Origin of the sequence: Nocardia sp. NPDC003269 (assembly GCF_042888005.1) — a bacterium.
Lineage (GTDB): Bacteria > Actinomycetota > Actinomycetes > Mycobacteriales > Mycobacteriaceae > Nocardia.
Window position 1 is genome coordinate 946,359 of record NZ_JBIAPA010000003.1, and the last position, 25,451, is coordinate 971,809.

At 69.4% G+C, this 25,451-nt stretch carries 24 protein-coding genes; 13 read left to right on the forward strand and 11 right to left on the reverse strand.

Translation table 11 applies throughout. The annotated features are described in order from the left end of the window. Positions 1-9 precede the first annotated feature (9 nt). From ACFYWJ_RS24350 to ACFYWJ_RS24360, 3 genes are read right to left on the reverse strand one after another with little or no spacing between them, the layout of a single operon-like run. Positions 10-849, reverse strand: a complete 840-nt coding sequence (locus ACFYWJ_RS24350) for an amidohydrolase family protein (RefSeq protein ID WP_355278306.1) — start codon at positions 847-849, stop codon at positions 10-12. Next, positions 846-2,471, reverse strand: coding sequence for an AMP-binding protein (locus ACFYWJ_RS24355; RefSeq protein WP_355278307.1), 1,626 nt, complete (start codon positions 2,469-2,471; stop codon positions 846-848). The genes ACFYWJ_RS24350 and ACFYWJ_RS24355 overlap by 4 nt, the downstream gene beginning before the upstream one ends. Beyond that, positions 2,468-2,614, reverse strand: a complete 147-nt coding sequence (locus ACFYWJ_RS24360; protein ID WP_355278310.1) for a hypothetical protein — start codon at positions 2,612-2,614, stop codon at positions 2,468-2,470. Before ACFYWJ_RS24360 ends, ACFYWJ_RS24355 begins: the two co-directional genes overlap by 4 nt. 237 nt (positions 2,615-2,851) lie before the next feature. Here ACFYWJ_RS24360 and ACFYWJ_RS24365 point away from each other — a divergent pair, with 237 nt between their 5' ends. Next, complete coding sequence (locus ACFYWJ_RS24365; protein ID WP_355278312.1) at positions 2,852-3,664, forward strand: enoyl-CoA hydratase-related protein; 813 nt, start codon at positions 2,852-2,854, stop codon at positions 3,662-3,664. A gap of 45 nt (positions 3,665-3,709) precedes the next feature. Continuing rightward, positions 3,710-4,837, forward strand: a complete 1,128-nt coding sequence (locus ACFYWJ_RS24370) for an NDMA-dependent alcohol dehydrogenase (RefSeq protein ID WP_355278314.1) — start codon at positions 3,710-3,712, stop codon at positions 4,835-4,837. A 52-nt stretch (positions 4,838-4,889) separates the two neighbouring features. On the opposite strand, the gene ACFYWJ_RS24375 is transcribed toward ACFYWJ_RS24370, so the two are convergent. Further along, complete coding sequence (locus tag ACFYWJ_RS24375) at positions 4,890-6,386, reverse strand: carboxyl transferase domain-containing protein (RefSeq protein ID WP_355278316.1); 1,497 nt, start codon at positions 6,384-6,386, stop codon at positions 4,890-4,892. 73 nt (positions 6,387-6,459) lie between these two features. After that, positions 6,460-7,695: a cytochrome P450 gene (locus ACFYWJ_RS24380; RefSeq protein ID WP_355278318.1), complete on the reverse strand. Its 1,236-nt coding sequence runs from the start codon at positions 7,693-7,695 to the stop codon at positions 6,460-6,462. A 157-nt stretch (positions 7,696-7,852) separates the two neighbouring features. Here ACFYWJ_RS24380 and ACFYWJ_RS24385 point away from each other — a divergent pair, with 157 nt between their 5' ends. The 3 genes from ACFYWJ_RS24385 (at position 7,853) to ACFYWJ_RS24395 (ending at position 10,772) form a co-directional block, all read left to right on the forward strand. Further along, complete coding sequence (locus ACFYWJ_RS24385; RefSeq protein WP_355278319.1) at positions 7,853-8,638, forward strand: SDR family oxidoreductase; 786 nt, start codon at positions 7,853-7,855, stop codon at positions 8,636-8,638. 163 nt (positions 8,639-8,801) lie between these two features. Then, positions 8,802-9,968, forward strand: coding sequence for a cytochrome P450 (locus ACFYWJ_RS24390; RefSeq protein ID WP_387161802.1), 1,167 nt, complete (start codon positions 8,802-8,804; stop codon positions 9,966-9,968). Between the two features lie 39 nt (positions 9,969-10,007). Further along, a complete protein-coding gene (locus ACFYWJ_RS24395) occupies positions 10,008-10,772 on the forward strand; it encodes an SDR family NAD(P)-dependent oxidoreductase (RefSeq protein ID WP_355278323.1) in 765 nt (254 codons plus the stop codon). 51 nt (positions 10,773-10,823) lie between these two features. Here the strand turns inward: ACFYWJ_RS24395 and ACFYWJ_RS24400 are convergent, their stop codons facing one another. Further along, positions 10,824-11,723, reverse strand: a complete 900-nt coding sequence (locus ACFYWJ_RS24400; protein ID WP_355278326.1) for an enoyl-CoA hydratase/isomerase family protein — start codon at positions 11,721-11,723, stop codon at positions 10,824-10,826. 42 nt (positions 11,724-11,765) lie between these two features. Further along, positions 11,766-12,458: a hypothetical protein gene (locus tag ACFYWJ_RS24405; protein ID WP_355278328.1), complete on the reverse strand. Its 693-nt coding sequence runs from the start codon at positions 12,456-12,458 to the stop codon at positions 11,766-11,768. Between the two features lie 111 nt (positions 12,459-12,569). Here ACFYWJ_RS24405 and ACFYWJ_RS24410 point away from each other — a divergent pair, with 111 nt between their 5' ends. The 6 genes from ACFYWJ_RS24410 to ACFYWJ_RS24435 are packed head-to-tail and all read left to right on the forward strand — an operon-like array spanning position 12,570 to position 18,385. Further along, positions 12,570-13,373 (forward strand): enoyl-CoA hydratase-related protein, encoded by an 804-nt coding sequence (locus ACFYWJ_RS24410; RefSeq protein ID WP_355278330.1) that lies wholly within the window; start codon positions 12,570-12,572, stop codon positions 13,371-13,373. Continuing rightward, positions 13,364-14,167 carry an enoyl-CoA hydratase/isomerase family protein gene (locus ACFYWJ_RS24415; protein ID WP_355278332.1) on the forward strand — a complete coding sequence of 268 codons (804 nt, stop codon included), beginning with the start codon at positions 13,364-13,366 and terminating at the stop codon, positions 14,165-14,167. The genes ACFYWJ_RS24410 and ACFYWJ_RS24415 overlap by 10 nt, the downstream gene beginning before the upstream one ends. After that, complete coding sequence (locus ACFYWJ_RS24420; RefSeq protein ID WP_355278334.1) at positions 14,167-15,639, forward strand: AMP-binding protein; 1,473 nt, start codon at positions 14,167-14,169, stop codon at positions 15,637-15,639. Before ACFYWJ_RS24415 ends, ACFYWJ_RS24420 begins: the two co-directional genes overlap by 1 nt. Before the next feature lie 8 nt (positions 15,640-15,647). Next, positions 15,648-16,067, forward strand: coding sequence for a PaaI family thioesterase (locus tag ACFYWJ_RS24425; RefSeq protein ID WP_355278337.1), 420 nt, complete (start codon positions 15,648-15,650; stop codon positions 16,065-16,067). A gap of 3 nt (positions 16,068-16,070) precedes the next feature. Beyond that, positions 16,071-17,594 (forward strand): VWA domain-containing protein, encoded by a 1,524-nt coding sequence (locus tag ACFYWJ_RS24430; protein WP_355278339.1) that lies wholly within the window; start codon positions 16,071-16,073, stop codon positions 17,592-17,594. Continuing rightward, the gene (locus ACFYWJ_RS24435; protein WP_355278341.1) at positions 17,591-18,385 is read left to right on the forward strand and encodes an AAA family ATPase; all 795 of its coding nucleotides are present in this window, start codon (positions 17,591-17,593) and stop codon (positions 18,383-18,385) included. Before ACFYWJ_RS24430 ends, ACFYWJ_RS24435 begins: the two co-directional genes overlap by 4 nt. Positions 18,386-18,393: 8 nt before the next feature. On the opposite strand, the gene ACFYWJ_RS24440 is transcribed toward ACFYWJ_RS24435, so the two are convergent. After that, positions 18,394-18,903 carry a DoxX family protein gene (locus ACFYWJ_RS24440; protein WP_355278344.1) on the reverse strand — a complete coding sequence of 170 codons (510 nt, stop codon included), beginning with the start codon at positions 18,901-18,903 and terminating at the stop codon, positions 18,394-18,396. A gap of 104 nt (positions 18,904-19,007) precedes the next feature. On the opposite strand from ACFYWJ_RS24440, the gene ACFYWJ_RS24445 reads away from it, so the two are divergent. Next, on the forward strand, positions 19,008-20,189 hold the full coding sequence (locus ACFYWJ_RS24445; protein WP_355278346.1) for an acyl-CoA dehydrogenase family protein: 1,182 nt from the start codon (positions 19,008-19,010) through the stop codon (positions 20,187-20,189). A 54-nt stretch (positions 20,190-20,243) separates the two neighbouring features. On the opposite strand, the gene ACFYWJ_RS24450 is transcribed toward ACFYWJ_RS24445, so the two are convergent. The 3 genes from ACFYWJ_RS24450 to ACFYWJ_RS24460 form a co-directional block, all read right to left on the reverse strand. After that, complete coding sequence (locus ACFYWJ_RS24450; RefSeq protein ID WP_355278348.1) at positions 20,244-21,917, reverse strand: acyl-CoA synthetase; 1,674 nt, start codon at positions 21,915-21,917, stop codon at positions 20,244-20,246. Between the two features lie 64 nt (positions 21,918-21,981). Beyond that, the gene (locus tag ACFYWJ_RS24455; RefSeq protein ID WP_355278350.1) at positions 21,982-23,520 is read right to left on the reverse strand and encodes a coniferyl aldehyde dehydrogenase; all 1,539 of its coding nucleotides are present in this window, start codon (positions 23,518-23,520) and stop codon (positions 21,982-21,984) included. A gap of 24 nt (positions 23,521-23,544) precedes the next feature. Next, a complete protein-coding gene (locus tag ACFYWJ_RS24460; protein WP_355278352.1) occupies positions 23,545-24,354 on the reverse strand; it encodes an NAD(P)-dependent oxidoreductase in 810 nt (269 codons plus the stop codon). A 265-nt stretch (positions 24,355-24,619) separates the two neighbouring features. On the opposite strand from ACFYWJ_RS24460, the gene ACFYWJ_RS24465 reads away from it, so the two are divergent. Continuing rightward, positions 24,620-25,441, forward strand: a complete 822-nt coding sequence (locus ACFYWJ_RS24465) for a mycofactocin-coupled SDR family oxidoreductase (protein WP_355278355.1) — start codon at positions 24,620-24,622, stop codon at positions 25,439-25,441. The last annotated feature ends 10 nt before the right edge of the window (positions 25,442-25,451 follow it).

The following is a 25,451-nucleotide window of genomic DNA, read 5'->3' on the forward strand; positions in this document are numbered from 1 at the left end:
TCGCCGGCGTCAGCTGATGACGGGCCGGTCGCCGAAGAAGAATTCCTCGGCGTTGTTGTAGAGGTAGTTGTCCACCACGTCCTCGGGCAGATCCAGCGCCAGCGCCTCGGGCACCACCCGGCGCATGGCCAGGACCGGCCAGTCCGAGCCGAAGATCACCTTGTTCTTGCCCCGGGTCCGCATGAAGTGGATCAGGCTGTCCGGCAGGCGTTTCGGTGACCACGCCGAGGTCATCAAGCGCAGATTCTCGTACTTGATGAGCAGCCGGATGGCAGTGTCCCACCAGGGATCGGCGCCGTGGATCATGCACAGCCGCAATTCCGGAAACTGGTAGCAGACGCGATCGAGATAGATCGGGTTCTGCACTTCACCAGGGATCGGCGGGCCGGGCAGGCCGGTGTTCATGCACAGCGGCAGACCCATCTCCGCGCATTTGTAGTAGAGCGGGTAGTACACGGCGTCGGTGGGCGGATATCGGCCGTCGCCCCAGAAGCTGGCGCCGGTGGTCGTATAGCTGACGGGCAGATCGCGCACGAGTGCCGACAGTTCCCGTAGCGACGGAACCGGGTGCAGCAGGTCGACCCCGTTGACCGCCAGGGAGAACCGGTCCGGTCGCTGTTCGACGAATTTCAGCGCGGTCGTCGACGGCTTGACCATCGAGTACATCAGCACCGCCTTCTCGACGCCTTGTTCGTCCATCTCCCCGAGCAGGGCGTCGAGGTCGACCGGGGCGTACATCGAGCTGCCGCCCTTGAAGTAGTCGTCGCGAACCTTGAGCATCCAGGGCGGTTGAGCCCGTTCGCCGAAGTGCACATTGACCAGGCAGTCGTTGACCTTGCGTTCGCTCATGCTCCGATTCCTTCCGCGGTTTCCTCGACCGCCCGCTGCATGGCCCACCGGTAGTCCGGCTTTCCGTTGCCGAGCCGCCGGATCTCCTCGACGAAGATCACCGCTTTGGGGACTTTGAATCCGGCCAGGCGCGAGCGGCACAGCGCGCGCAACGCCGCCGCGATGTCGTCGCCCGGGGTGTCCGTGCACGCCAGCGCGACCACTTCGTTTCCCCAGGTAGCACTGGGTCGTCCGACGACCAGCGCGTCGTGGATGTCCGGGTGGGCGCGCAGGACCTCCTCGACCTCTTCGACGAACACCTTCTCGCCACCGGTGTTCACGACCAGGGCGTCGCGCCCGAGCAGTCGCAGGGTTCCGTCGGCGTCGACGGTGGCCCGGTCGCCGGGCACCGCGGTGCGCACGCCGGCGATCTCGGGAAACGTGCGTTCGGTGGCCTCGCGGTCCTGGAAGTAGCCCAGCGGCACCCGGCCGGTCCGGGCCGCCCAGCCGACCTCGGTCTCCCCCGGCGTCAGGAAACGGGTGCGGTCGCGCGACACCGCGGTGCCGCCGGGCATCGGGGCGAAGGTGTCGACCTCGTTGCCACGGGTGCTACGTCCGAAGCCCATTCCCCCGGTTTCGGAGGATCCGTAGCCTTCGACGATGTAGGCGTGGGGCAGCAGCTCGAGCAGGTCGTGCCGGTGCACCGGGTTCGTCGCCGCGCCGCCGGTGCCGATCGCCAGCAGCGCCGACAGGTCGTAGTCGCCGGCGCGCAACGCGCGGACCAGCGGCCCGGCGTAGGCGTCGCCGACGATGGTCATGAGCGCGGCCCGCTCGGCCTCGGCGATCCGCAGGGCGTTCGCGGCGTCGAAGCGCTCGCGATCGTCGTAGAGCACCACGGTCTGCCCGGCCAGCAGGCCCGCGAACGAGGTCCAGATGCCGGCCGCGTGCGACAGCGGTGACACCGCGAACCACACGTGCCCGGTCATCCGCGCCAGTTCCCGCAGTCCGTCCGGTGAGTCGTGATCGGCGCCGTTCATGGACGAGACGTACATGTCGCCCTGTCGCCAGAGCACACCCTTCGGCCTGCCGGTGGTACCGCCGGTGCACAGCATGACCAGGTCGTCGGGCGAGGTCTCGATCACCGGTTCCGGGCGGCCGACGGTCACCGCGTTCTCGTATCCGGTCGCGCCGGCGATCTCCGGGACCCGGCTGCCGTCCTCGACCGAGATCAGCAGGTCCACCCCGTCGGGCATCGCCTCGGCGACGACGGGCCCGAAGGAGCGGTGATAGACGATGCCGCGGGGCCGCAGGTAGGCCAGCAGGTCGCGGATCTCGTGGACGGTGTAGTGGTGGTTGATATTGACCGGCACCACACGGGCTTTCAGGCAGCCCAGCATCACGTCGAGGTACTGGTCGTTGCGCAAGACGAGTGCGATACGGTCCTGACCGCATTCCCACCGGTCGAGCTCGGTCCGTTCGGTGTGCGCGCCGAATCCCCGGCCCGCGAGGAAGTTCGCGAATCGGCGGGTACGCAGCGCCGTGTCGCCGAAGCTACGGCGTCGTTCGCCGCAGACCGTGGCCGTGCGGTCGGGTACCGCCGCGGCGATCTCGTCGAAGACCGCGCTGATCGTCCACTCGCTCACCGCGGTACTCCACTGGCTGCGTCACCCGACACGGCGGTGCCGTCCGGCGCAGCTCCGGGCGATCGCCCGTCGAAGGTGAGGGCGGCGAGCGGCTCGTAGTACTGGTTGCCGACGTCGATCGCCGAACAGCTGAGCGCGGTCATCAACATCCTCTCGTGTCGCGGGGTCGCTTCGACATGTGGCCACCGGTGTCGATCCACCGCGTCCCGGTGGCCGCACGACGTACCGCAGCTCGAATAGATATGACTACTGTATACGTAACAGTATGGATGAAAGCAAGGAATTCGGCCGCAATGCCGAACACTCTCCAGCAGGAACGGTATTGTTTACAGTATCGGCGACAGTATTTGTGACGTCGAGGATCGGAAGGCGGTACGCCGGTGGCAGGCGAAGACGAGGACACCACGGGCTGGGTCGAGGTCACCCGCGACGGGCCGGTACTGCGCCTGACGCTGCGTCGACGCACCCGGCGTAATGCCCTGTCCCCCGGCATGATCGACACCTTGACCGCGGCGCTGAGCGACGCCGCCACCGACGAGCAGCTACGCGTCGTCCACCTCGCCGGAGCGGGCGAGCACTTCTGCGCCGGTGTCGACTGGGTCTCGACCAACGACGCCGGACGGAGGCCACCTGCCGGCGATCTGGTCCGCCGCATCCCCCACACCGCCCACCGGGTGATCGAACTCCTCCACGCCTGCCACCTGCCCGTGGTGTGCACCGTGCGGGGATGGGCGGCCGGGCTCGGGTGCAATCTGGCCCTCGCCGCCGACTTCACCCTCGCCGACACCGACGCGGTGTTCTGGGAACCCTTCCTGCCGCGCGGGTTCAGCCCCGATTCGGGCGCCACCTGGCTGCTGCCCCGGCTCGTCGGGCTCGCCCGGGCGAAACGCATGCTGCTGCTCGGGGAGAAGGTATCCGCCGCCGAGGCCGCGGACTGGGGCCTGATCCACGCCACCGCCGCACCGGCCGACCTCGACACCGTCACCGCCGAGTTGCTCGACCGGCTGGCGAACGCGCCGACGGTCGCGCTGGGCCTGGCCAAGCAGGCCGTCCACCGCAACCTCGGCACCGGGCTCACCGAGGCCATGGACAACGAGCTCTACGCACTCGAACTCGCTTGCCGTACCGCAGATTTCAAGGAAGGTCTGGCCGCGTTCCGGCAGCGCCGCGCCCCGGACTTCCAGGGCCGCTGACCCGGCCGACCCCACACCCCCGCCCGACTCGACGAAGAAGGTCCGATGAAAACCAAAGGCGCACTGATCCGCGACCGGCACGAGGCGTGGTCGATCGAGGACATCGAGATCGGCGACCCGCGGGCCGGTGAGGTCAAGATCCGGATGGAGACGGCCGGATTGTGCGACGCCGACCACCATCTGGCGACCGGAGACCTCGACCTGGCCGGGTTCCCCGTCCTGGGCGGCCACGAAGGCGCGGGCGTCGTCGTCGAGATCGGCGAGGGCGTCGATGATCTGCGGGTGGGTGATCACGTGGCGATGTCGTTCGTGCCCTCCTGCGGCGTCTGCCCGCCGTGCCGGGCCGGACTGTGCAATCTGTGCGACCTCGGCGCGGGCTTGCTCGGCGGTGCCGCCGTCGCCGACGGCAGTTTCCGGGTCACCGCCGGTGGTCGCGATGTCTATCCGATGGCCCTGGTGGGCGCGTTCGCGCCCTATGCCGTCGTGCATCGTGCCTCGGTGGTCAAGATCGACCCCTCGATCCCGTTCGAGATCGCCTGTCTCGTCGGCTGCGGTATCACCACCGGCTACGGATCGGCCGTGCACACCGCACGGATCCAGCCCGGTGACGATGTCGCCATCGTCGGCTTGGCGGGGGCGGGAGCGTCCACGCTGCAAGGCGCGGTGCTGTCGGGTGCGGGCCGGGTGTTCGTCGTCGATCCGGCCGCCTGGAAACGCGCGCAGGCCGAGAAGCTCGGCGCCACCGCGGTTTTCCCGGATCTCGCGACCGCCACCACGGCGATCGCCGACGCGACCGCGGGACGCATGTGCCACAAGGTGATCGCGTCGATGAGCCGCCGCGACGGCCACGATCTGGAGGCGTGGCTGAACCTGACCGCGCGAACGGGTACCTGTGTCCTCACCGCCATGGGTCCCACCATGGCCGGCGAGGCCGCCCTCACGTTGTCGATGCGCGCCCTGCTGCAGAAGAACATCCAGGCCACCCTGTTCGGCGGCGGCAACCCGCACGAGGACATCCTCGAGGTGCTCGCGCTGCACAAACTCGGCGACCTGGACCTCGACGCGGCGGGCACCAAGGAGTACCGGCTCGACCAGATCAACGAGGCGTACGGGGAGATCCACCGCACCCCCGGACTGCGCGGCATCATCCGGTTCACCGAGTCCGATCGCTGAACCATCGACGAAGGGGTCGGGCAGCCGCCCGACCCCTTCGTCGTCACCCGGTTCAGGGCAGGATGACCGTGCGCCCGACCGGCTGCGCCGCCGCCTGCCGGGCGTAGATGCCACGTTGCAGCGACCGCAGCAAGGTGTTGCGCGTCTCCTCCGGCCGGATGAGCTCGTCGAAGCCCATGTGCTCGGCCGAGTGATACGACGCCGTCAACTCCATCTCGCGCAGTTCGGCGGCGAGCTCCTCCTCCGCGTGCGAGGCGTTGCTCAGCGCGGCCGCGCTCATCGCTCCCATCGTCGCGCCGGGATAGGCGAAAGTGCCCGCCTGGCCGTCGAATCCGATCAGCGACATCACCATGGAGCCGAATCCGTAAGCTTTGCGCAACGTCACGTGCAGTTTCAGCGTGGTCGCCGCGGTCTGCGCGACGAACATCCTCGCGCCGCTGCGCAGCACGCCTTCCCGTTCGGACTCGCTGCCGGGCAGCATGCCGGGGTTGTCGGCGAGGAAGATGATCGGCAGATGGAAGGAATCGGCGACCATGATGAAATGCGCCGCCTTGTCCGCGGCGTCGGCATCGATCGACCCGGCCAGCACCTGCGGCTGATTGGCGACCACGGCGACCGGATGGCCGCCCAGGTGCGCCAGTGCGCAGATGACGGCGGTGCCGTGGCCGGGCTGGACCTCGAACCAGTCGGTGTCGTCGAACACCACGTCGAGCACGGCCCGCATGTCGTAGGAGTTGCGGTTGTCCCGGGAGACGATGCCGAGGAGTTCCGGTGTCGCACGGGGTTCCGTCGACGCGTCGGCCAGGTAGACCGGCGGGTAGGACCACGCGCTCGGCGGGAAATACGACAGGTAGCGGCGGATCTCGTCGAGGACGTCCTCGTCGGTCTCGCCGACGTTGTGGACGACCCCGCTGGGAATCGCGACGTCCGGGCCGCCCAGATCCTCCTTCGAGACGTCCTCACCGGTCGACATCTTCACCACCGGCGGTCCCGCGGTGAAGATCGCGCCCTGCTTGCTCATGATCGCGAAGTCGGCCACGGGCGCGATCAGCGCGCCGTGGCCTGCCGAGGGGCCGAGGACCGCGGTGACCACCGGCACCTTGCCCGAACACTGGGCCTGGGCCAGCAGGTCGGTCGGAGTGCGGCCGTAGTGGTCGCCGGTGGGCCGGAATCCCGCGCCTTCCAGCAGCATCACCAGCGGTACCCGGTCGCGCACCGCGAGTTCGGCCAGCCGGTACCGCTTGGCGTTGCTGCCGGGGGCGATGGTGCCCGCGAGAGTGGTGAAGTCCTCGGCGCCGACCATCACCGGGACGCCGTTGATCAGCCCCGAGCCTGCCACGATCGCGTCGGCGGCGACCGCGCCGCCGACCAGGGTGCCGAATTCCTGGAAGGTGCCCGGGTCGAGCAGGTACTCGATCCGGGCCCGTGCGTCGAGTTTGCCCCGGCCGCGATGTTTGGCGACGCGCTCGGGGCCACCCATCTCGAGCACACGGGTGCGGCGCCGCTCGAGATCGTCGAGGGTCTCGTCCCAGGTATCGGCATGGTTCATTTCTGGCCTGTCTTCTGTGATGTGCGTGCCGCAGCCGGCACGCGGGGCAGGGAACGGATCGGCCGGAGGCCGGTCAATCCAGGGTGAAACGGATCGGCAGGCGCTTGAGGCCGCCGACGAATGTCGTTGCGGTCAGCTCGGGTTCACCCACGAGTTCCACCGATGTCAGCCTCGGCAGCAATTCGTTGAAGAAGCTGCTGATCTCCATCCGCGCGAGCGCCGCACCCAGACAGAAGTGCACCCCGTACCCGAAGGCGACGTGCTTGTTGGGTTCGCGGCCGACATCGAACCGGAACGGGTCGTCGAACACGTCCTCGTCCCGGTTGGCCGACACATACGACAGCAGCAGCGAATCACCCGCCGGAATCGTGACCCCGTTGATCACCGAATCCTCGGCCGCGGTGCGCATGAAGGCCTTGACCGGGGTCACCCAGCGGATGATCTCCTCGGTGGCCCGGGGCATGAGCCCGAGGTCACCCCGGAGGCGGTCGAGCTGATCGGGGTTCTCGATGAGCGCGCGCAGGCCGCCGGAGATGCTGCTGCTGGTGGTGTCGTGTCCCGCGGTCGCGATGATCGCGTAGTACGACACGATGTCCACGTCCGAGAGTGGCTCGCCATCGATCGTCGCGTTCGCGATGGTGGAGGCCAGGTCGTCGGTCGGCTGCGCGCGACGCGATTCGGTGAGCTTCTGGAAGTAGGCGAACATCTCGATGAGCGCGTTCATGGTCTCGTCCGCCGGGGTCGACCGCGTCAGCTCGGCGTCGTCGTTACCCATGAGCTCCTGGGTCAGCTTCAGCATGAGCGGGAAATCCGATTCGGGTACCCCGAGCAGCGACATGATCACGTACAGCGGGAAGTTCACCGCGACCTCGCCGACGAAGTCGCACTCGCCGCCGGTGTCGCGCATCCGGTCGACGTAGCGCACCGCGAGTTCCTCGATCCGCAGCTTCATCGCGCGCATCGCCTTGGGCGCGAACCAGTCCGCGGCGATCGCGCGCACGACCCGGTGCTGTGGATCGTCCATGTGAATCAGGGTCTTGATGCCGACCGCGGCCTGCATCTCGTCCGACTGCGCGGTCATCAGCACCGGGCGAGGCCAGTTCGTGAACCGCTTGTCGGCGCGTTCGACCGCCATGATGTCGGCGTGCTTGGTGAGCGCCCAGAACGGCTTGTAGCCGGGCACCTCCACACGCGCCACCGGATTGCCCGCCCGCAGCGCCGACAGCGCGGTGTGCAGCCTCTTCTCATCGGTGTAGACCGTGGGATCCGCGAGGACGTTCGCGGCTTCGTCGACGACCGGCATGCTCATCAGCACCCTTTCGGATTCTCGGCTCGCCCGACCGGCCCGGGTGGCGTCACCCGGCGCCGGTGAGCGCGTTGTCCAGGACACAACAGTGATTTATAGTTGGGCTTACTGTCAAGCATTCGGTAAATACGTCCGTCGCATCTACGAAGGGGTAGAGTTGATGAGTTCCCAGCAGCGCAGGATCGTCGTGGTCGGTGCCGGATCGGGCATCGGGGCCGCCGCCGCGACCCACTTCCACGAACGTGGCGACCACGTCCTCGCGGTCGACCTGCGCCCCGGCGACACCCCGGCGGCGCAGCACGAGATCTGCGATCTGCGCGACGCGGCGGCCATCACCGATCTGCTCGGCCGGATCGGCGGCGACTGGGACGCCCTGGCTTTCGTCGCCGGCGTCCCCGGCACCGCACCCGCCGACGACGTCCTGGCGGTGAACTACCTCGGCATGCGGCTGTTCACCACCGGCATGCTGCCCCTGCTGCGCCAGGGCGGCGCGATCGTCACCGTGGCCTCGGTGGCGGCGCTCGGCTGGCAGCAGCGCATCGACGACCTCGCCGGGCTCCTCGCCGTCACCGACAGCGCGGCCGTGCGGGATTGGCAGCGGACCCAGGACCCGGCCTACCCCGTCTACAGCACGTCCAAGCAGGCCGCGATCATCTTCGCCAAGCGCCTGGCACCGTCGGCGTGGCAGAAGTACGGCGTGCGGGTCAACACCGTCAGCCCCGGCCCCACCGATACCCCGATCCTGACCGACTTCGAGGCGTCGATGGGCAAGGAAGTCCTCGACGCCGTGAAGGCCACGATCGGGCGGCACGCCACGGTCGCCGACATCGTGCCGGTGATCGACTTCCTCACCGGCCCCGGCTCGCGGTGGATCAACGGCCAGGACGTGCACGTCGACGGCGGTTTCGTCGCGCCGATGGCGGTCGGACCGGCCGTCCAGCTCTGATCCCAGGACGCCGACACCGGTCCCGGTCACATTGCCCGGACCGGTGTCGACTCATATACTGTATGTCTTACAGTAAATACGTCCACTCCGCCGTTCGGCGTGACGAAGTCAGAGGTGATCCGTGAACAGTCCCGTCGAGGACCCAGCAGCGACGGTCGCAGAGGTGCCCGATCCGCACGACCCCTACCCGTTCTTCGCGGCACGCAGGCGCGCGGGCGGTGTGTTCCACGGGACGGTGATGGACTACTCCCGAACCCCCGCGGAACTGCGGCCCACCGACACCTTCGCCGCCGTGTCCTGGTCGGCGGTGAACCAGGCGCTGCGCAACGGATCGGTGTTCAGCACCCAGCTCTATGACGCCACCATCGGGGTGTTCATGGGGCCGACGATCCTGGCGATGAACGGCCTGACCCACAAGGCGCACCGCAACCTGGTCTCGGCCGCGTTCAAACCGCAATCGCTGGTGACGTGGGAGCCCGAGATCGTGCGCCCGATCTGCGACAAGCTGATCGACGAGTTCATCGCGGAAGGCCGCGCGGATCTGGTGCGCGACTTCACCTTCGAGTTCCCCACCCGGGTCATCGCCCGGCTGCTCGGCCTGCCCGAGGAAGACCTGCCGTTCTTCCGGGAAGCCGCGGTGGCGATCATCAGCTACGCGGGCAACGTGCCCCGCGCATTGCAGGCCTCCAAGGACCTGAAGGAGTATTTTCTCGAACACATCGAGCTCCGGCGGTCCGCGCCAGCCGACGACATCATCAGCAATCTGGTCACCGCGGAGATCGACGGCGAGAAGCTGTCCGATCGCGCGATCTACTCCTTCCTGCGGCTGCTGCTGCCCGCCGGGCTGGAGACCACCTACCGGTCCTCGGGCAATCTGCTCTTCCAGCTGCTGACCCACCCCGACCAGTTCGCGGCGATCCAGCACAACCACGGTCTGCTCCCGCAGGCGATCGAGGAGGGACTGCGGTTCGAGACACCGCTGACGCTGGTTCAGCGCTATGTCACCGAGGACACCGAACTCGACGGTGTCGCCATCCCGGCGGGCGCGGTGCTGGACCTGTGCCTCGGATCGGCCAACCGCGACGAATCCCGCTGGGAGCGGTCGGAGGAGTTCGACATCTTCCGGCCCCGCCTGCCTCACATCAGCTTCACCGCAGGCGCCCACACCTGCCTCGGACTGCACCTGGCGCGCATGGAAACCCGGGTCGCGATGGAGGCGCTGCTGCGCAGGCTGACCGGGATCACCCTGCTGCCCGACGGTGATCCGCACATCTTCGGCCAGCCCTTCCGCTCACCGACCGCACTTCCGGTGCGCTTCGATGTCGCCTGATCCGCGACTCCACCACCGTTTCCGAGTTCGAGGAGCCCTGTGAACACCAGCACCCTGTTCGACCTGACCGGCCGCACGGCACTCGTCACCGGAGCGGGCGGCGGTATCGGTGCCGCCGTCGCCGGCGCGCTGGCCGCGCAGGGCGCGACCGTAGTCGTCACCGATATCGACGGTGGCGCAGCCGAAGCCACGGCCGAGAAGATCGTCGCCGACGGCGGCCGGGCCACCGCGACCGCGCTGGATGTCCGCGACCGGGCCGCCGCCGACGCCGCGGCCGCACTCGCGGCACAGGCCGGTGGCGGCACGCTCAACATCGTGGTGAACAACGCCGGGATCACCGAGCCCGCGATGTTCGGTGCCACCACCGAGGAGTCGGTGCTGCGGATGCTCGACATCCATCTGCTCGGCGCGTTCCGCTGTACCCAGGCGGCGCTGCCGTATCTCCCGGCCGACGGGACGGGGCGCATCATCAATGTGACGTCGTCGGCGGGTCTGGTCGGCACGCTCGGGCAGGTGAACTACTCGGCCGCCAAATCCGGCATCGTCGGCATGACCAAGTCGCTGGCGAAAGAGCTCGCGCGCAAGCAGATCACCGTCAACGCGCTGGCCCCGGCCGCGGCGACACCGATGACCGAGACGATTCGCACCGATCCCCGGTTCGCCGAGCAGATGCTCAGCCGCATTCCGATGCGGCGCTGGGCCGGACCACAAGAGGTGGCGGGCGCTTTCGTCTTCCTGGCCTCCGACGCCGCCTCGTTCGTCACCGGCCAGATCCTGGCGGTCGACGGCGGCCTGGTCATGTGACATCGGAACCGGCAGAGGCCGGTGCCGGCGGAGTTCCGGCACCGGCCTCGACTACCCCAGATCGGGTTCGGGGACGTGGAAGTGCGCGTCGCGCAAGCGGAATGCTTCCTTCGTGCCGTGCTCGGCGCGGGTCTTCACGAAGTTGAACTCGCCAGGAGCGAACTGCAGGTTGGTACCGAAGGCGTGGAAGAAGTAGCTGGCGACTTCCTCCCCCTGATACGCCTGGCTCTGCTCGACCATCCGGAACGCCTCCTTGGCGATGACGACGCCGTCGGCGGGCATCTTCGCCGCCTTCTCCGCCCAGTAGCGTGCCCGCGCGGTCACCGCGGCGGGATCACAGGTCTCGGTGAACACCCCGAGATGCTCCACACTCGCCGCCTCGACGATGTCCCCGGTCAACAGCAGACGGCGGGCCAGCACCGGGCCGAGCCGATGGAAGAACATGTGCAGGCTGCCCAGCGCCGGGCCGAGGAACCGGGCCGCGGGCATGCCGATCCGGGTGTCGCGGGCGATCACCGAGATATCGGTCATCAGGGCCATCTCGAACCCACCGCCGAGCGCGTACCCGCTGATCTCGCCGACGGTCACCTTCGGAAAGCCGAGGAACTCGTGGTAGAAGCCGAAGGACTTGCGGTCCACGGTCAGCCGCCTACGCTGACTGGGCCTGCGCGATGCCGTGCGCTCACCGTTCGTGGCGGCGCGCTCGCCGTACCAGCCGTACGCGTTGTTCATATCGGCGCCGGTGCTGAACACCTGCTCCGCGCCGCGCAGCAGCACCACGGTGATGTCGTCGTCGTCGGCCACCCGGTCCAGGCAGCGGGCGATGTCGTCACGCATCGCGGCGTCGTAGGAGTTGCGCTGGGCCGGGTTGTTCAGGGTGATGGTGGCGATCCGGCGGTCCGGATCGAGCTCGTAGAGCACACGGCCGTCGGTGGCAGGGGAAACGGTCATCGGCTATCTCTTCCTTAGTTTTGGGGTAGTCGGCAGCGGCCGTCAGGGACGGCTGGTTCGGGGCCCGAATCGCGCCGTGGGCAAGCCGTCGATGGGCACGGCGACGGTGCGCACGACCGCCGAGCACAGCAGCTGCCCGTCGCGCAGGAGGCGGGCGGTCGATTCGATCTCGCGGTCGCTCAGCACGCGCGCGATGTCGAAGTCGAGTTCGGTGAGGATCGGGGTCGGCCTGCGATAGGTGACCTCCATCGATCGGGTCTTGCCCGCCACCCCGGACGCGCAGCTGTGATGCTGGACCACGGCGTCGAAGAACACACCGAGGAAGCCGCCGTGCACGAGACCCGGCGGCCCCTCGTGGACGAGGGGAAAGGTGATGCGGCCCCGCGCTGTCGCGGTGTCGAGGTGGTCGAAGACGTACTCGGGGAAGCAGGGATTGAACGCGCCGATGTCGAAGGCGTGGTTCAGGTACACCCGTCGGTCCGTGGGGTCGCCGGCGAATCGCGGCGCCGGGTCGGGCGCCACCGCGGCGGCGAGTTCGCGTTCCCAGCCCGCCAGCTCGGACAGCATCGCGTCGACGACCGGGTGCGGATGCTCGAGCGCGAGCAGCAGGCCGACGACGCGGCGCACGGCCGCCGCGGCGGCGACGGTCTGGGCCAGGGGTTCGGCACCGAACCGGCCCGTCGGCGCGCTGTCGGTGCGCGCCGTGTCCGGTGGCACGGTGGCGGGTTCGGCCATCGCAGCTCATTTCTTCTCGGGGCATCGCGGCCACTCTGGCGGAGGGCTGACGGTATTGTCTACTGTACATGCAACAGTATGTTTCACTACCCCCGTCTCCAGGAGGCAAGCATGCCGTTCGACACCATCGGCTACGAGGTCGACGGGCACACGGCCACCATCACGCTCGACCGCCCGCACGCCCTCAACGCGCTGAGCCCGCACATGATCACGGAGCTGCGGGACGCCTACGACGAGGCCGAGCACGACGACAAGGTGTGGCTGCTGATCGTCACCGGGACCGGCCGCGCGTTCTGCACGGGCGCCGATGTCACCGAGATCCCGGGCGACGGCAAGGTGGTCAGCGAGCGGCCCTACCTGTCGACCTACGAGCAATGGGAGGCGCCGCAGGAGGGCACGCCGCCGTTTCGCACCATGACCAAGCCGATCGTCGTCGCGGTCAACGGATTGTGCTGCGGGGCCGGGCTGGACTGGGTGACCACCGGCGACATCGTCATCGCCTCGGATCGGGCGACCTTCTTCGATCCGCACGTCAGTATCGGGCTGGTCGCCGGGCGCGAGGTGGTCCGCCTGGCCAGGGTGCTGCCCCGGACCGTCGCGCTGCGGATGGCGCTGATGGGCAAACACGAACGGATGAGCGCCCAGCGGGCTTACGAACTCGGCATGATCACCGAGGTGGTCGAGCACGACCGCCTCCTCGAACGCGCGCGCGAGATCGCCGAGATCGTCAATTCCAATGCGCCCCTGGCCGTTCGCGGTACGCGACTGGCCATCCTCAAGGGCCTGGACGTGCCGCTGCACGAGGCCGAGATGCTCGCGGAATCCTTCCGGGAGCGGGTCACCCGCACCGAGGACGCTCTCGAGGGACCGCAGGCCTTCGTCGAGAAGCGCGACCCGATCTGGCAGTGCCGATGAACACCCCCTATTCCACCGTGCTGTTCGAGGTCGACGAGCGCGACCGGGTCGCGACCGTGACGCTCAACCGCCCGGACCGGCTCAACGCCTTCGACCGCACCATGTGCGAGGATATGCGCGAGGTCTGGCGGCGGATTCGCCTGGACGACTCGGTGAACGCCGTCGTCCTGCGCGCGGCAGGGACGCGCGCCTTCTCCGCCGGCCTCGACATCAAGGTGCCCTACGGCCAGCCGGAGGGGATCTGGCACCACGAGGACCCAGGCGAGGCGCTGAGCCCGAAATGGCAGAAGATGTGGAAGCCGGTGGTGTGCGCCGTGCAGGGGATGTGCACCGCGGGCGCGTTCTACTTCGTCAACGAATCCGATGTGGTGATCTGCTCCGAGGAAGCCACCTTCTTCGACTCCCACGTCTCGGCGGGCCTGGTGTGCGCGCTGGAGCCGATCGGGCTGATGCGCCGCGTCGGCCTCGGCGAGACGCTGCGCATCGCCCTGATGGGCAATGACGAGCGGATCTGCGCCGGCACCGCGCTGCGGATCGGTCTGGTATCGGAAATCGTCGCCCGCGAACAGCTCTGGGAGCGCGCACATGCCATCGCCGCCGGGATCGCGGCCAAACCGCCGACCGCCACCCAGGGCACGGTGCGCGCGATCTGGGAATCCCTGGACAAGCCCTACCGGGCCGCGATGGAGCACGGACTCGTCTACACCCGCCTCGGCAACCCGATCGCCAAGGCGGAACTGGCGGCCGCCCGCGACGTCGGGCCCGCCGCCCCGATCGAACCGAGGATCCGCTGATGACCCAGCCGCCCGATCACCCGCTGAGCACCCGGATCCGGCAGATCCTCGACCTCGCACCCGACGCCAGGGCGATCGAGTTCGACGGAACCTGGTTCACCTGGGACCGGCTCGCCGCCGCGGCACACCGCACCGCGGGCCACGTACCGCGGGCACAGCCGGTGGGCATCCTGCTGCGCAACCGCCCCGAACACGTGGCCGCGTTCCTCGGTGTCCTACTCGCGGGAGGCACGGTGGTCGTGATCAACCCCGCCCGCGGTGACGACCGAATCCGCGACGACATCACCGCCTTGGACCTGCCGCTGGTGATCGGCAACACCGACGATCTCACCGCCCTGGTCGACCCCGGCGCCACGACGCTGGCCGTGGACGGCTTGGACGCGCAGCCGGGGCGAGTGCGGGCGAAATCCGTTGCGTCGGCGACGAACCCGGTGACCGCGGTCCGCATGCTGACCAGCGGCACGACCGGCCCACCCAAACGCGTCGACCTGACCTACGACATGTTGTGGCGCAGCGTGCTGGGCACCGACCCCGATCGCCATCCGGTACCCACCGCGCCGCGCACCGGTGTCGCGATCGTCAATGCCCCGCTGGTGCACATCGGCGGCGTGTTCCGGGTCCTGCAATGCGTGCTCACCGCACGGCCGTTCGTCTTCCTGCCGCGTTTCGAGCTGGACCGCTGGGCCGCCGTCGTGCGCGAGCACCGGCCCGGCGCGGTGTCGCTGGTGCCCGCCGCGTTGCGCATGGTGCTGCACTCCGATCTCACCGCCGATGATCTCGCCGGTGTCCGGGCGGTCACCTCCGGCACCGCTCCCCTGTCGGCCGCCGACGCCGACGCCTTCCAGGAGAAGTTCGGGATCCCGGTCCTGACCTCGTATGCCGCCACCGAATTCGGCGGCGGGGTCGCGGGATGGACGCTGGCCGACCATCGGCAGTTCTGGCAGGCCAAACGCGGCAGCGTCGGACGGGCCAGTGGTGGCGCCCTCCTGCGGGTGGTCGCCGACGACGGCACCGAACTCGGCACGGACCGCCAGGGGCTGCTCGAGGTGATACCCGGCCAGCTGGGGCCCGGGACGGACTGGATCCGCACCACCGACCTCGCCCGCATCGACGCCGACGGCTTCCTGTGGATCCTGGGACGTGCCGATCAGGCCATCATCCGCGGCGGATTCAAGATCATGCCCGACGAGGTGCGCGCGGCCATCGAGGCGCATCCGGCGGTGCGCGGCGCGGCGGTCGTCGCCCGGCCCGACCACCGCCTCGGCGAGACCCCGGTCGCGATGGTCGAATTGCGCCCCGATCGCCGGACCGAGATCACCGACCTGCTCGACCATCTGCGAACCCGGTTGGCCCGCTACGAGATTCCCACCGATATCGCGCTGGTCGACGCCATCCCCCGTACCCCGTCGGGCAAGCCGGATCTGTCCGCGGTCCGCGCGCATTTCGCCGACACCGGCACCCGCCAGGAGTGAACGCCATGATGACAACCCTTCGACACATCAGCGGGCTGCTCGACCACATCGGCTTCCGCAAGAGCACCGACAGCCAGGGCACACCGAACTGGGAACTGCCGGTGGCGCCCCATGTCGTCAACACCTCCGGCGGCCTGCAGGGCGGCCTGATCGCCACCCTGGTCGACATCGCCGCGGGCACGGTCGCGCTCGAGCACCGGCCGCCGCACGCCGGCGTGGTCACCTCGGACCTGAACGTGCGCTATTTCCGTGCGGTCACCGAGGGCGCGGCGCGCACGCGGTGCACCGTCGTGCACGCGGGTAAGCGCTCGGTCGTCGTGCAGGTCGAGGTGTACGGCGGGCCCGACGACAGCCTCGCGGCATTGGCCACCGTCAACTTCGCGACCGTCGATTTCGCCACCGACCGCACCGCCGTCGCGAGCGACTGACCGATGGATACCGCACGGGCATCCGCGATCGAGCGCAGCTGCGCGGTGACCGCGGTGGCCTTCTCCGAACGCCGACGCACCGACGCGCGTCTGATGACCGGCGACCACCGGGGATTCGGTCTGAGCACGGGACGTCGCATCGTGCACGTCCCGTACCCGCCGATCGACGCCGACTGGACTCGCGCGACCCTGACCTGTGGTGTCGCACTGCAGTGTTCGCCGTCCAAGGACCGCATCGCCGAGTACGCGCTGCACGAGCTGTCGCCGCGGCAGCGGGCGGCGCTGTCATTGGTCGAAGGTGGTGTGGCCGCCGCCTGGGTCGGTGCCCGCCTGCCTGGCCTGCTCCCCGAATTGCGCAGGGCGCTGACAGATCTCGAGCTCCACGAGGACGATCTCGACGGCGGCCGGATGCTCGATCGGGCGCTCGCGCTGGCCCGGACCCGGCGGGTACTCACGACGTACCCGTTGCTCGGCGCGCTGCCGTCGGGTGCGGCCGGACGCGGCGCCCTGGCCTCGGCCGTGCGCCGGGTCTACGCCCGGATGCCGTGGACCTCGGCGCGCAGCGACTCCTACCGCCCGCTGACGGTCCCGGTCGGCGGGGACGGCGGTGCTCGCAACGCGAACCTGCCGCCGCCGAGCCGGCCGGAGGACGACGACGTCGAAGTCAGGGCCGACCAGCGCGCCGGTATCCCCTACCCGGAGTGGAACCGCTGGACCGGCGCCTTCCTGCCCGACCATGTCGCCGTGCTGGAACGCAAGCTGCCCACCCGCAACACCCCGGTCACCGCCGTCTCCGGTGATGTGCGGCGCTGGTTCGAACACCACACCCACCGCGCGATGCGTTCCGGGCTCGAGGACGGATCCGATATCGACATCGACCGCTACGTCGCCTATGTCGTCGACGCGGGCACCGGCCGGGCGCCGCAGCCGCGAGTGTTCCGGGAGCTGGCGCCCCTGTCCCGCGATGTCAGCGCCGCCCTGCTGCTGGACGGCAGCTCCTCGCTCGGAGTGCACGGCGGGCAGGTCTTCCGGCTCGAACTCGACTGCGCGGACGCCCTGTCGCGGGCGATGACCATGGCCGGGGAACGGCACGGCATCTTCGTGTTCACCGGCAACACCCGGCACCGGGTGCAGGTGGACTGTCTCAAGGATTTCCAGGACCCACATTTCGTCGACCCGGGCAGCCTCGGGTTGGTCACCGGCGGCTACACCCGGCTCGGCGCTCCCCTGCGCCACCTGACCGCCCGGCTGGTCGATCAGCCGTCCCAGCGCAAGTTGCTGATCGTCATCGGCGACGGACTGATGTCGGACGAAGGCTACGAAGGCCGCTACGCCTGGGCCGATGTCGCCCATGCCGTGGAGGAAGCCGAGGACGCCGGGGTCCGGGTCTTCTATCTCGGGGTCGGCCCGACCCGGGTCGACCCGCTGCCGGAGGTCTTCGGGCCCAGACGATCCCGCCGCATCGGGCGGGTCGACGAATTGCCCAGAGCGCTCGCCCAGATCCATCGAGAGTTGGTAGCCGAATGAACACAGATCCGTACTTCGCCGCCGGTATCGAGGTGCCCCTGTTCGAGGGTGCGCATCGCCAGCGGCTGCCGGTGATGCTCACCGGGCCCACCGGGTGCGGCAAGACCCGTTTCGTCGAACACATGGGCAGGCTGCTCGGCAGGCCGGTCGTGACGATCAGCTGCCACGACGACCTGACCAGTTCGGACCTGGTCGGCCGGTTCATGGTCACCGGCGGTGACGTCCGCTGGACCGACGGTCCGCTCACCCGGGCCGTGAAGTCCGGGGCGATCTGCTACCTGGACGAGGTGGTCGAGGCCCGGCACGATTCCCTCGCGGTCCTGCACGCGCTCACCGACCACCGCCGCACGCTGTTCCTGGATCGCGCCGACGAAGTCGTGGCCGCACCCGATCCGTTCATGCTCGTCTGCTCCTACAACCCCACCTACCGCAGTTCGCTCAAGGAACTCAAACCCTCGTTCCGGCAACGGTTCGTCACCGTCGCCATGGACTACCTGCCGCCGGAGCGCGAGGCCGAGCTGCTGGTGGCCGAGTCCGCGGTGGATCCGGCGGTGGCCCGGCGACTCGTCGGCTGCGCGGTCGCCATCCGCAAGGCCGACGGCGCCTTCCATTTCGAACCGCCCTCGACCCGGGTCCTCGTGGCGGCGGCGCGGCTCGTCGCGGCCGGGATCGGCGAGCTCGACGCCGTGCACGCCTGCGTGCTCGCGCCGCTGAGCAGTGACGGCGCGATCCACGACGGCCTGCGTGAGATCGCGGCGGCGACCCTGGCGGAGGTACCCGTGGCCACCTGAGCAGCGGATCAGGACGGCGTCGGCACGGGCGGCCGGTAGAACAGCGCGAGCTGACCCGCGCCCGCCGCCAGGCCCAGCCCGGCGGCGATGCCGAAACCTACCCAGCCGTCGACGTTTTCGCTGCCGAACAGCAGACCGTCGACGCTCAGCCGGCCAGGGCCGATCGTCGCTACGCCGATCGCCCCCAGCGCGAGCACCAGGTTGTACTCCCAGCCGTTGCCGACGATGAAGAAGCCGTGCGCGCGATGCACCGTCCACGCGGCCACCAGCATCAGGGCGACGAACCCGGCCGCCGCGAACGGCGTCGCGATGCCCAGTGCCAGTGCGAGTCCCGCTCCGACCTCGGCTCCCGCGGCCAGGCGCGCGTGTACCGCGCCGGGGCGCATCCCGATGCTGTCGAACCAGCGGGCCGTGCCCGCGATCCGCCCGCCGGTGAAGATCTTGCCGTAACCGTGCGCGGCCATGGTCAGCCCGAGGCACACCCGCAGGATGAGTACCCCCGCGTCGATCGCTGTCATCGTCGTTCCCTCTTCTCCGTTCCGGTTATCGATAGTATTACAGTAAACACGAACACAACGTTCGGCCAGCCACGGCGACTGCCGTGCCCGAGGAAGGCTTCGCCATGACCAGCACGACCACCGACCAGGTCACCGACGAGGATTTTCACCAGATCCTCGCCCAGACAAAAGAGTTCGTCCGCACCGTCGTGGTCCCGCGAGAGTCCGAGATCGCCGCGCAGGACCGGATTCCGGACGAGATCGTGGCGCAGGCCAAGGCGATGGGCCTCTACGGATACGCCATCCCGCAGCAGTGGGGCGGACTCGGCCTGCATCTGGCCCAGGACGTCGAGCTGGCCATGGAACTCGGCTACACCACCCTGGCCCTGCGGTCGCTGTTCGGCACCAGCAACGGCATCGCCGGACAGGTCCTGGTGGGGTTCGGCACCGAGGAGCAGAAGGCCCGCTGGCTCGAGCCCATCGCCACCGGCGCCGTGGTCGCTTCGTTCGCGCTGACCGAATCCGGCGCCGGATCCGATCCCGCGTCGCTGCGCACCACCGCGACCGCCACGGGTGGGGACTGGATCATCAACGGCGAGAAGCGATTCATCACCAACGCGCCGGTGGCCGATCTGTTCGTCGTCTTCGCCCGCACCCGGCAGGCCGACAGTTCGGGGCCCGGGATCTCGGTGTTCCTGGTGCCGGCGAGCACGCCGGGCGTCACGGTCGGGCCCAAGGACCGCAAGATGGGTCAGGAGGGGGCGTGGACCGCCGAGGTGAGTTTCCGGGACGTGCGGGTCGGCGCGGACGCCCTCGTCGGCGGCCAGGAGGACGTCGGCTATCGGGCCGCCATGAGTTCCCTGGCACGCGGGCGCGTCCACATCGCGGCGCTGGCCGTCGGGACCGCGCAGCGCGCGCTCGACGAATCGGTCGCCTACGCCGCCACGGCCACCCAGGGCGGCACCCCGATCGGGCGCTTCCAGCTGGTGCAGGCGCACCTGGCCGACATGCAGACCGGCGTCATGGCCGGGCGGGCCCTGGTGCGCGCGGCCGCGCAGTCCTGGGTCACCGGCGAGGATCGCCGCCTCGCGCCATCGGTGGCCAAGCTCTACTGCACCGAAATGGCCGGTCGCGTCGCCGATTCCGCGGTGCAGGTGCACGGTGGCACCGGGTACATGCGGGGTGTGGCGGTGGAACGGATCTACCGGGACGTGCGCCTGCTGCGGCTCTACGAGGGCACCAGTGAGATCCAGCGGCTCATCATCGGCGGCGCGCTGGTGCGCGCGGCCGAACCCACCAGCAGATGACACGGACCCGGGTGGTGCGGATCGACCTCGATCCGCACCACCCGGGTCCTGGGCTCACTGCTCGCCGGCGACCTGTTCACGCGCCCAGCGATAGTCCGCCTTGCCCGCCGGGCTGCGGCTGATGGCCGGCCGGAACACGACCGCCTTGGGCAGCTTGTACCGGGCCAGTGACCCCGCGGCGTGCTCGACCAGCTCGTCGGCGCCCACCATGGTTCCCTCGGCGCGCTGCACCACCGCGACGACCTCCTGCCCCCAGCGCTCGCTGGGCCGTCCCACGACCAGAACGTCGGCTACGCCGGGATGGGACGCGAAGGCCATCTCGACCTCCTCGGCGAAGATCTTCTCGCCACCGGAGTTGATCGTCACCGCGTCGCGGCCGAGCAGTTCGACGGTGCCGTCGGCGCGGTGCCGCGCCCGGTCACCGGGCAGCACGTACCGGACTCCGTCGATCACCGGGAACGTCGCCGCGGTCTTGGCTTCGTCGCCCTTGTAGCCCAGCGGGGTGAACAGCCGCTTGGCCAGCCAGCCCAGGCCGTCGTGGCCGGGTTCGAGCACCGAGGCGAGATCCTCGGCGACCACACGGGTGTCCAGGCCCGCCGAAAAGGTACCGGTGGAGACGAAACCGGCGGCCGAGACGTGGTGCAACTGGGTCCCGGTCTCCGACGAGCCCACCCCGTCGAGCACGGCCAGTCCCGGCACCGCATCGATCCACTCCTGTTTGAGGACGGGGTTCAGCACCGCGCCGCCGTTGGCGATCGCGGCCAGCGAGGACACATCGGCGACGCCGGACCGCACCGCGGCCAGCAGCGGCCGCGCCATGGCGTCACCGACGACGATGGCGATCGCTACCCGTTCCCGCTCGATCGCGCGCAGCGTCTCGTCCGCGTCGATCCGGTCGACGACCGGGGAGAACACCACCGATTGCCCGGTGGTCATCGCGGTCAGCACCGCCCACTGGGCGGCGCCGTGCATCAGCGGCGGCAGCAGCATCAGCTTCACCCCGGGATTGGCCGCGGCCCTGGCACCGATCTCCTTGTAGGAGCCCACGGTGGCGCCGGTGTTGACATCGCGGCCACCGCAGGCGGCCATGTAGATGTCGTGCTGGCGCCACAGCACGCCCTTGGGCATGCCGGTGGTGCCACCCGTGTAGAGGACGTAGAGGTCGTCGGGTGAGGGAGTCACCGGCGGCGGCACCGGGTCGGTCTCGGCCAGGACCGTCTCGTAATCGACCGCGCCGTCCAGCAATTCGTTGCCCGAGTCGTCGGCGATCTGGATCAGCACCCGCAACCGGGGCAGTTCGGCGCGGATCTCGGCCACCCGCGGCGCGAAGGCCGCGTGGTAGATCAGGGCCGTGGCTCCGGCATCGGCGAGCAGGTGGCCGAGTTCGCTCTTGACGTAGCGGTAGTTGACGTTGAACGGCGCGACCCGGGCGCGGAACGCCCCGATCAGGCTCTCGATGTACTCGTGGCCGTTGTGCGCGTAGATGCCGAGCAGATCCTGCCCGACCTCGTGACCGCGCAGCGCCGAACGCTCGGTGTGACAGCCGAGCCCGCGCCGATGCAGATAGGCGGCCAGGCGGATGGAGCGCTCGGCGGTCTGGGCATAGGTGCGGCGGTGTTCGCCCTGGATGACCAGCTCCCGGTCCGGCAGCGCGGCCGCGGCAGCGTCGGCGGCTCCCACCAGGGTGAACTGTGCCGGTTCTGGCCCGGCGGTGGCAGCGGACAACATGACTCCTCGAAAGTCGGCCGTCGGTGACGGCGCGTCGGATGGGGGAAGTGAGTGTGTGCGGCGATCAGGCATCAGCGGTGGAGGTCCGCACCGGCAGCCGCCCCGCGACCCGGCGGGCGGTGCGCCACCGGGCGGCTCGTAGGGCCAGGTCGACGATCCGGACCGTCCACTGCCCGAAGGGTGGTGCGGCGATTCCGGTGATCGGGAAGGGTAGATCGGTGCCGGCGACGGTGCGCCGATGGCTGAAGGTGTCGAAGCCGGTCTTGCCGTGATAGGCGCCCATGCCGCTGTGGCCGACGCCGCCGAACGGCGCGTTCTCGGAGAACATGTGGATCGCGAACTCGTTGCGGGCCACCCCGCCGCTGCGGGTTCGGGCGACGAACGCGCGGAAGTCGGCGCGGTCGGGGCCGTACCAGTAGACCACCAGCGGTGACGGGTGGGCGTTGATGTGGTCGCTGACCTCGCCGAGCGTCGTGTACGGCCGCAGCAGCAGCACCGGACCGAAGACCTCCTCGGTGGCAATACGCATGTCGTCGGTGACGTCGTGGATCAGCGTCGGCGCGATCTTGCGCCGGTGCGGATCGGGCAGGGATTCCCCTTCCGGCGCCACCGATTCCACCCGGGCGCCGCGAGCGCGGGCATCCTCGATCAGCTCGACGATCCTGGTGTAGTTCGCGTCGTCCACCGAGGAGGTGTAGTCGTCGTTGCCGGCGATCGTGGGGAACATGCCCCGCAGTTCGGACCGCAGCGCCTCGGTGAACCGGGCCATGCCGTCCTCGGGCACGAAGACGTAGTCCGGGCACACACAGACCTGGCCGCCGTTCACCATGCGCGCGCGAGCGATTCGGTTCGCGGCGCGGCGCAGATCGGCGCCGGGGCCGACCACGACCGGATTCTTGCCGCCGAGTTCGAGGGTCACCGGGACGAGATTCTCGGCGGCGGCGCGCATCACTTTCCGGCCCACCCCGGTCGACCCGGTGAAGAACAGGTGATCGAAGGGAAGCGCGGTGAACGCCGCGCCGACCTCCGGACCGCCCACGACGATCGAGAGCTCGTCGGGATCGAAGTATCGCGCGGCGAGCACGCGGGTGAGTTCGGCCGTGCGCGAGGTGATCTCCGACATCTTGATCATCACCCGGTTGCCCGCCGCGAAGGCCGAGGCGGCGGGAACGACCACCAGTTGCAGCGGGAAGTTCCACGGGCCGACGATGCCGACCACGCCGAGCGGGCTGGGATGGATCTCGGTGCGGATGCCGAAGCCACGCGAGAACGGATTCGGCTTCTCCGGGCGCATCCACCGCGCGACATGGGAGCGGGTGTGCTCGAAAGCGGCGAGCATGCCGAGGATTTCGGCGAACAGGGTGCCGGTGCGCGACCGGGTGCCGAAGTCCTGCGACATCGCCTCGGCGTAGTCGTCGATGTGGTCGAGGACCATGCCCAGCAACCGGTCGACCCGGTCGCGCCGCACCGCGGCCGACGGCTGCCCCTCTCGCAGGAACGCCGTGCGCTGGCGAGCCAGCATCGCCGGCAGCTCCGCCGGGTCCGTCGCGGCCGGGTCGGAGCGAACTCCCGCGCCTGCTGTGTTGGTGGTCGTGATCTCCATGGGCGGTGCCTCTCCGGTGCAGCGTCAGATCAGGTCGAACGGGCCGTCGGCGATCGCGGTGCGCAGGCCGGCTAGGTCGACGCCGAGATCGGCGGTCGCGCTCACACACGCCGCGACGTCCTTGCGCAGGAACGGGCCAGCCAGCTTCCCGAATTCGGCGAAACCGCCGGTCTTGCGGATCGAATCCGCCGCGAAGCTGTTGCCGCTGGCCACCGCCAGCGCGTCGAGGAGCTGGTTCTCCTCGACGCCGAGCTGCCTGCCGACCGCGGCGGCGACTCCGACCAGCTGGGCATTCGCGGCGAACAGCGCGTTGTTGATCAGCTTCACCCCCAGCGCGCTACCGAGCACACCGGTGGACATGACCGTGCTCGAATAGGCCTCCAGCACCGGACGGACGGCCCCGGCGGCTTCGGCGGGACCTCCGAGCAGCACAGTCAGCCTGCCGTGGGCGATGTCCTCGGACGAACCACTCACCGGGCCGTCCAGCAGAACCGGCCCCTCCGGGTATTCGGCCGCCAGCGCCTTGACCGTCGACACCGCGCCGGTGGTGTGCGAGACCACCACCGCGTCGGGCCGGGCCGTCGCCAGCAGACCGGACGGACCGCCGAGCACCTCGATCAGCTGGGGGTCGGAATACAGGCAGGTGATGATCACCTCGGCACGCTCGCCGATCGTCGCCGTCGAGTCGACGACCTCCGCGCCCGCGACCTGCAGCCGCTCGCGCACGTCGTCGCGGCGCGCGTACACGATGGTCCGGTATCCGGCGGCGACCAGCCGGACCACCATCGGTTCGCCCATGCGCCCCGCCCCGACAAACCCGACAACCTTCGACATCTCGTGCCTCCTCATCGGCCGCATCCTCGCGACCGGACGTCAGCGCGAACCTGGCGCGCTGCGGACAGATGACAATCCCGTAATCCATACTGTAACCCACTCAACCAAGCCGGCAGGGCGAACCGCGTCGAAAATCCGACCGCGGCCACCGACCTGCCCGGCGTGGACGGGACCCGCGTCCTTGCACCCCGTCCGCCCCCACAATAGAGTCTGAATGAAAGCCATACCGTTGCATTTACAATATGGCTAACCAGAGGGAGGTTCAGTGACCGGCCGACACACCGACAAAGTCGCGTTCATCACCGGCGCCGCGCGTGGACAGGGCCGGGCACACGCGGTTCGCCTGGCCACCGAGGGCGCCGACATCATCGCCGTCGATCTCGCGGGCCCGCTGCCCGCGGCAGTCCCATACGACTCGGCGGCGCCGGCCGACCTGGACGAGACCGTGCGCCTGGTCGAGGCGACCGGGCGCAGGATCATCGCCCATCGGGCCGACACCCGTGACTTGGACGGTCTACGCGCCGCCGCCGACGCGGGCGTGGCGGCGTTCGGCCGCCTCGACATCGTCGTCGCCAACGCGGGCATCTGTATCCCCCAGGTCTGGAACGAGATCACCGCCGAGTCGTTCCGCGACGTACTCGACATCAATGTCACCGGCACCTGGAACACGGTGGCCGCCACCGCGGGTCATCTCGTCGACGGCGGGCGTGGCGGTTCGATCATCCTGATCAGTTCCGCGGCGGGGGTGAAGATGCAGCCGTTCATGGTGCACTACACCGCCAGCAAACACGCGGTGACCGGGATGGCGCGAGCACTGGCCGCCGAGCTCGGCAAGCACCGGATCCGGGTCAACAGCCTGCATCCCGGCGCGGTCGCCACTCCGATGGGCGGGGGCGACATGGTGGCCGCCCTCGGGCGGGCACTGCAATCCAATCCGCAACTGGCACAGATGGCCACGCCGTTCCTGCCGGAGTGGATCGCCCAGCCCGAGGACATCGCAGCGGCGGTGAGCTGGCTGGCCGCCGACGATTCCCGGGCGGTGACCGCCGCGCAGATCGCGGTCGACCTCGGCTCCACGCAGTACTGACACGGAAGGA

Bases quoted from the DNA above. Each gene is read 5' to 3' on its own strand.
- ACFYWJ_RS24350 (WP_355278306.1), bottom strand. From the start codon at position 849: ATGAGCGAACGCAAGGTCAACGACTGCCTGGTCAATGTGCACTTCGGC.
- ACFYWJ_RS24375 (WP_355278316.1), bottom strand. From the start codon at position 6,386: ATGAACCATGCCGATACCTGGGACGAGACCCTCGACGATCTCGAGCGG.
- ACFYWJ_RS24425 (WP_355278337.1), top strand. From the start codon at position 15,648: ATGACAACCCTTCGACACATCAGCGGGCTGCTCGACCACATCGGCTTC.
- ACFYWJ_RS24360 (WP_355278310.1), bottom strand. From the start codon at position 2,614: ATGACCGCGCTCAGCTGTTCGGCGATCGACGTCGGCAACCAGTACTAC.
- ACFYWJ_RS24385 (WP_355278319.1), top strand. From the start codon at position 7,853: ATGAGTTCCCAGCAGCGCAGGATCGTCGTGGTCGGTGCCGGATCGGGC.
- ACFYWJ_RS24455 (WP_355278350.1), bottom strand. From the start codon at position 23,520: ATGGAGATCACGACCACCAACACAGCAGGCGCGGGAGTTCGCTCCGAC.
- ACFYWJ_RS24435 (WP_355278341.1), top strand. From the start codon at position 17,591: ATGAACACAGATCCGTACTTCGCCGCCGGTATCGAGGTGCCCCTGTTC.
- ACFYWJ_RS24450 (WP_355278348.1), bottom strand. From the start codon at position 21,917: ATGTTGTCCGCTGCCACCGCCGGGCCAGAACCGGCACAGTTCACCCTG.
- ACFYWJ_RS24440 (WP_355278344.1), bottom strand. From the start codon at position 18,903: ATGACAGCGATCGACGCGGGGGTACTCATCCTGCGGGTGTGCCTCGGG.
- ACFYWJ_RS24460 (WP_355278352.1), bottom strand. From the start codon at position 24,354: ATGTCGAAGGTTGTCGGGTTTGTCGGGGCGGGGCGCATGGGCGAACCG.
- ACFYWJ_RS24370 (WP_355278314.1), top strand. From the start codon at position 3,710: ATGAAAACCAAAGGCGCACTGATCCGCGACCGGCACGAGGCGTGGTCG.
- ACFYWJ_RS24420 (WP_355278334.1), top strand. From the start codon at position 14,167: ATGACCCAGCCGCCCGATCACCCGCTGAGCACCCGGATCCGGCAGATC.
- ACFYWJ_RS24445 (WP_355278346.1), top strand. From the start codon at position 19,008: ATGACCAGCACGACCACCGACCAGGTCACCGACGAGGATTTTCACCAG.
- ACFYWJ_RS24400 (WP_355278326.1), bottom strand. From the start codon at position 11,723: ATGACCGTTTCCCCTGCCACCGACGGCCGTGTGCTCTACGAGCTCGAT.
- ACFYWJ_RS24410 (WP_355278330.1), top strand. From the start codon at position 12,570: ATGCCGTTCGACACCATCGGCTACGAGGTCGACGGGCACACGGCCACC.
- ACFYWJ_RS24380 (WP_355278318.1), bottom strand. From the start codon at position 7,695: ATGAGCATGCCGGTCGTCGACGAAGCCGCGAACGTCCTCGCGGATCCC.
- ACFYWJ_RS24430 (WP_355278339.1), top strand. From the start codon at position 16,071: ATGGATACCGCACGGGCATCCGCGATCGAGCGCAGCTGCGCGGTGACC.
- ACFYWJ_RS24405 (WP_355278328.1), bottom strand. From the start codon at position 12,458: ATGGCCGAACCCGCCACCGTGCCACCGGACACGGCGCGCACCGACAGC.